This is a genomic window from Microbacterium sp. (assembly GCF_049661145.1).
Lineage (GTDB): Bacteria > Actinomycetota > Actinomycetes > Actinomycetales > Microbacteriaceae > Microbacterium.
Map to the genome: position 1 here is coordinate 1 of NZ_JBASZT010000084.1, position 4,651 is coordinate 4,651.

Annotated in this window: 5 protein-coding genes; all 5 read left to right on the forward strand. The window is 69.1% G+C overall.

Features of this window, described 5'->3' with window-relative positions:
• Nucleotides 1–74 precede the first annotated feature (74 nt).
• Complete coding sequence (locus WBP48_RS03770) at nt 75–1,016, forward strand: ABC transporter ATP-binding protein (RefSeq protein ID WP_424436317.1); 942 nt, start codon at nt 75–77, stop codon at nt 1,014–1,016.
• A 71-nt stretch (nt 1,017–1,087) separates the two neighbouring features.
• Nucleotides 1,088–1,960, forward strand: a complete 873-nt coding sequence (locus tag WBP48_RS03775) for an ABC transporter permease (protein WP_424436329.1) — start codon at nt 1,088–1,090, stop codon at nt 1,958–1,960.
• Nucleotides 1,957–2,784: an ABC transporter permease gene (locus tag WBP48_RS03780; protein ID WP_424436320.1), complete on the forward strand. Its 828-nt coding sequence runs from the start codon at nt 1,957–1,959 to the stop codon at nt 2,782–2,784. The genes WBP48_RS03775 and WBP48_RS03780 overlap by 4 nt, the downstream gene beginning before the upstream one ends.
• A gap of 73 nt (nt 2,785–2,857) precedes the next feature.
• Nucleotides 2,858–3,469 carry a hypothetical protein gene (locus WBP48_RS03785; protein ID WP_424436323.1) on the forward strand — a complete coding sequence of 204 codons (612 nt, stop codon included), beginning with the start codon at nt 2,858–2,860 and terminating at the stop codon, nt 3,467–3,469.
• Nucleotides 3,470–3,636: 167 nt separating this feature from the next.
• Nucleotides 3,637–4,651: EamA family transporter (locus WBP48_RS03790; protein WP_424436326.1), on the forward strand; the 1,015-nt coding region annotated here is incomplete at its 3' end.

Here is a 4,651-nt window from a genome sequence, read left to right on the forward strand (position 1 = left end):
GGAGCGGCCGCCGCCACGGGGCGGCCGCCGCCACGGGGCGGTCGCAGTGTCGGGGCCCCGCGTTAGGGTGTCCGGTGTCCGCACCCGTCATCGCCGCCCGCAACCTTGTGAAGACGTACAAGGTCAAGGGAAAGCCCGACTTCGTGGCCGTCGACGGGTTGAGTTTCGAGGTCGCGCCGGGGGAGTCCTTCGGCCTGCTCGGCCCGAACGGCGCCGGCAAGTCCACGACGATGAAGATGATCGGCGCGGTCTCCACCCGCACGGGCGGCGACCTGCAGATCCTCGGCCTCGACCCCGACCAGTACGGCCCCGAGATCCGTTCGCGCCTGGGTGTCGTGCCGCAGCAGGACAACCTCGACGGCGAGCTCAACGCGCGCGAGAACCTCTACATCTACGGCCGCTACTTCGGACTGCCGGGCAAGGTCTGTCACCGCAAAGCCGACGAACTCCTCGCTTTCGCGCAGCTCGACGACAAGGCCACGAGCAGGGTCGACCAGCTCTCCGGCGGCATGAAACGGCGCCTCACGATCGCGCGCGGGCTCATCAACGACCCCCGCATCCTGCTGCTCGACGAACCGACGACGGGCCTCGATCCGCAGGCGCGCCACGTGCTGTGGGACCGCCTGTTCCGCCTCAAAGAGCGCGGCACGACCCTCGTCGTGACGACGCACTACATGGACGAGGCCGAGCAGCTGTGCGACCGCCTCATCGTCGTCGACAAGGGCCGCATCATGGCCGAGGGCACCCCGGCATCCCTCATCCGCGAGCACTCCAGCCGCGAAGTGCTCGAGGTGCGGTTCGGCTCCGACCGCAACGCGCAGGTCGCCGAACGTCTCGCGAACGCGGGCGACCGTATCGAGGTGCTGCCGGACCGCATTCTCGTCTATACCGAGGATGGCGAGGCCGCACTCGACCGCGTGACGGCCGCGGGCCTGACACCACTGACGAGCCTCGTGCGGCGCTCGTCTCTCGAGGACGTCTTTCTGCGCCTGACCGGAAGGTCGCTGATCGAATGACCGGCGACACGGCAGACCCCGAGACGACAGGCCCTGACCCGATGGGCCCTGACCCGATGGGCCCTGAGCCGATGGGCGCGCCGCAGACGGACGCCGCCGCGCACCCGTCCCTCGACGAGCTGCGCGCCGAGGCGATGGCCTGGGGGCGAAAGCCCCGCCGCCGGGGCAGCTGGTACGTCACCGAGCACATGGTCAGAGCCATGCGCGCGTACGGCTGGACGATCGTCGTGGGCGCCGTCGGCCAACCGATCCTGTACCTGTTGGGGCTCGCCGTCGGCCTTGCCGCCCTCATCACGGTCCCGATCGTCGACCACGGCGTTGAGGTCAGCTACCTCATGTTCGTGGCACCCGCGCTGCTGGCGACCGCGACGATCTCGGTCGCGAGCGAGGAAATGACCTACCCCGTCATGGCGGGGTTCAAGTGGCGGCGCTACTTCTACGGGTTCAACGCGTCGCCGCTGTCGAGCGCGCAGATCGCGAACGGCGTCATCGCGGGCGCGACCGCCCGCATGATCGTCGCTGCGGCGGCCTACTACCTCATCGTGTGGCTGCTGCCGTTCGGCGCGGTGCCGCAGCCGGCGGCGGGCTGGCTCTCGATCGTCGCCGGCGTGCTCGCGGGGGTGGCCTTCGGCGTCCCGCTCATGGCCTACGCCGGGTCGATCGAAGACGACAAGGGTCAGTTCGCGCTCGTGCAGCGTTTCGTCTTCGTGCCGATGTTCTTGTTCTCGGGAACGTTCTACCCGCTCGACGTCCTGCCGCCATGGCTGCAGTGGATCGGCTGGATCTCGCCGCTGTGGCACGGTTCGGAACTCGGCCGCGTCGCGACCTACGGCGCACCGGTCGCCCCGGCGATGATCGCGGTGCACCTCGCCTACCTCGTCGCGCTCGCCGCCGCCGGATACCTGTGGGGTCGGCACGTGTTCACGGAGAGGCTCGCACGATGACCGCCACGACGCAGGCCCCGCCCGTCGCCACGCGTCGCGGCGGCGTTCGCGCGCTATGGGCGGGAAACCCCGGCGCCGTCGTGCAACGCGGACTCATCGCGGCGCGGTCGTCGAGCTGGGTGGTCGTGCTGTCGGGGTTCTTCGAGCCGGTGTTCTACCTGCTGTCGATGGGCATCGGGCTCGGAACGCTCATCGGCGATGTCGAGACCACGCAGGGGATGCCGGTGTCGTACGCGGCCTTCATCGCGCCGGCGTTGCTGGCCGTATCGGCGATGAACGGCGCGATCTACGACTCGACGTGGAACGTGTTCTTCAAGCTGAACTACGGAAAGCTCTACGAGGGGATGCTGTCGACCTCGCTCGGTCCGCTCGACGTCGCGCTCGGCGAGATCCTCTATGCCCTGCTGCGGGGTCTCGCCTATGCCACCGGCTTCATGATCATCATGCAGGTGGCGGGCCTGAACCTGTCGTGGACGGCGGTGCTGGCGCTGCCTGCCGTGCTGCTGATCGCCTTCGGGTTCGCGAGCCTCGGCATGGCGGTCACGAGTTACATGAAGACGTTCCAGCAGATGGACTGGATCAACTTCGTCATGCTGCCGATGTTCCTGTTCTCCGCGACGTTCTACCCGATCACCGTCTACCCGGAGTGGGTGCAGCACCTCGTCATGGCGCTGCCGCTGTGGCACGGCGTCGAACTGATCCGGGGGCTGACCACCGGCATCCTCTCGACCGACATGCTCTGGCATGTCCTCTACTACGTCGTCATGATCGCGGTCGGGCTCGTCTTCACGACCAAGCGGCTCCGCGCGCTGTTCCTCGACTGAGCGCGCTCGCTGGGGGTCGTCGGGGACGCTTCTCGCGTGAGAAGCTGACGGAAGCCGCCCGCGAGGAGGAGACATGGGACGACCGAAGACCGCGCTGTTGTCGCGCGACGCGATCGCCGACGCGGCGCTGAAACTCATCGACCGCAACGGCAAGGTCACCGTGTCGGAGGTCGCCAAGGCGCTCGGGGTGGCTCCGCCCTCGCTGTACAACCACGTCTCGGGGCTCGATGAGATCATCGAGCTCGTGCGCGAGCGGATCCACGTGCTGCAGGGGCCCAAGATCGATCCCTCGTGGCCGTGGCAGGACGTCGTGCGCCACGTCGCGCAGCACGACCGCGACTCGATCGGGCAGCATCCGTGGTCGGTCGCCGACCTCATGATCTCCACCGTCGAAGCCGACGAGGCGCTCGATTCCGTGCGAACGTTCGCGCGAGTGCTGGAGGATGCCGGCTTTGCGCCGTCCGACGTCCTCGCGATCATCGGAACGGTCGATCTGCTGACCGCCGGGGGAGCGCTCGACCTGAACGCTCCCGAGCGGGTGTACGCCGTGGAGACCGAGGAGGCCGACGATGCGCTCGGTCGCGCCCTCCGCGCGACGCCGAAGGGCACCGCACGCGCCGACTTCGTCTTCGCCTTCGCCGTCGACGCGCTGATCGCCGCGCTCGAGGCCCGTCGCGCGCGCTGAACCCACGGCAAAGTCCTGCCGGGGCATGGTTGCGCCCTTGTAAAACTAATCGTCTTCGTTTATCGTGGTCATCGCACTTAACGAACGCGATTAGTTTTAGGAGTCCCGATGCCACACCGTCACCGACCAGCATCGCTACCGCTGCTCTGCTCGACGGAGCGCAGCCGATGAGCGCCCGTAGCCGCGGGGCCGCGACCGTCGCGCTGGTGCTCCTCGCTTCGCTGGGCGTCCAGTTGTCGGCACTGCTGGCCCATGGGCTGTTCGATCGGCTCGGACCGGTGGGGGTGAGCGGACTGCGGTTCGCGTGCGCCGCCGTGTTTGCGCTCGTGATCGTCCGGCCGCGGGTGCGGGGGCGGTCGCTGGCGCAATGGACGACGATCGCGTCGTTCGGCGCCGCGATCGCCGGCATGAACGCGTTCCTCTACCTCGCCCTCGACCGGCTGCCACTCGGTGTTGCTCTCACCCTCGAGTTCCTCGGTCCGTTCGCCGTCTCAGTGGTCGGTGCCCGCAGGCCGCGCGCGGCCCTGTTCCCCGTCGTCGGTTTCGTCGGCGTCGTGCTGATCGTGCGACCGTTCGGTGCGCTGGACGTCCTGGGCGTCATGCTCGGTCTGATCGCCGCGGCATCGCTGGGCGCCTACACCCTGCTCGCCGAGCGGGTCGGCCGCCAGACGCGTGGCTTCGAGGGCCTCTCGCTGGCGCTCGTGGTGGCGGCCGTCCTCACCGCGCCCTTCGCGGTGGCCGCGCTGCCGCGGATCATCGTGTGGGACGTGCCGGTGCTCGCCGCCAGCGCGACACTCGGTGTCGTCGTCGCCTTCGCCGCGGACTACGTGGCCGTACGCCTGTCGTCGGCGCGGACGGTCGCCGTGCTGTTGTCGCTGGACCCCGCGCTCGCGGCTCTCCTGGGAGCCATCGTTCTCGGGCAGCTTCTCGACCCGCTGACGCTGGCGGGCATCGGGCTCGTCTGCGTCGCGGGCGGCTGCAGTGCGGCGCTCGCCGTCAACCCGTCATGCGCTCACAGCCTCGGCTGCGTCGCAAGCGACCTGCGAGGCCGCAGGGGCTGGTGCCGCCCCGGTCCCGCTGCCTGTCCGATCCGTCCTGCCGAAGCCACGCCTCGGGTAGCGCATCGACTTCGGCACCGCGCCTGCGTAGGCGAAGGCGGGAACTGCCAGCAGTGCCTTGATG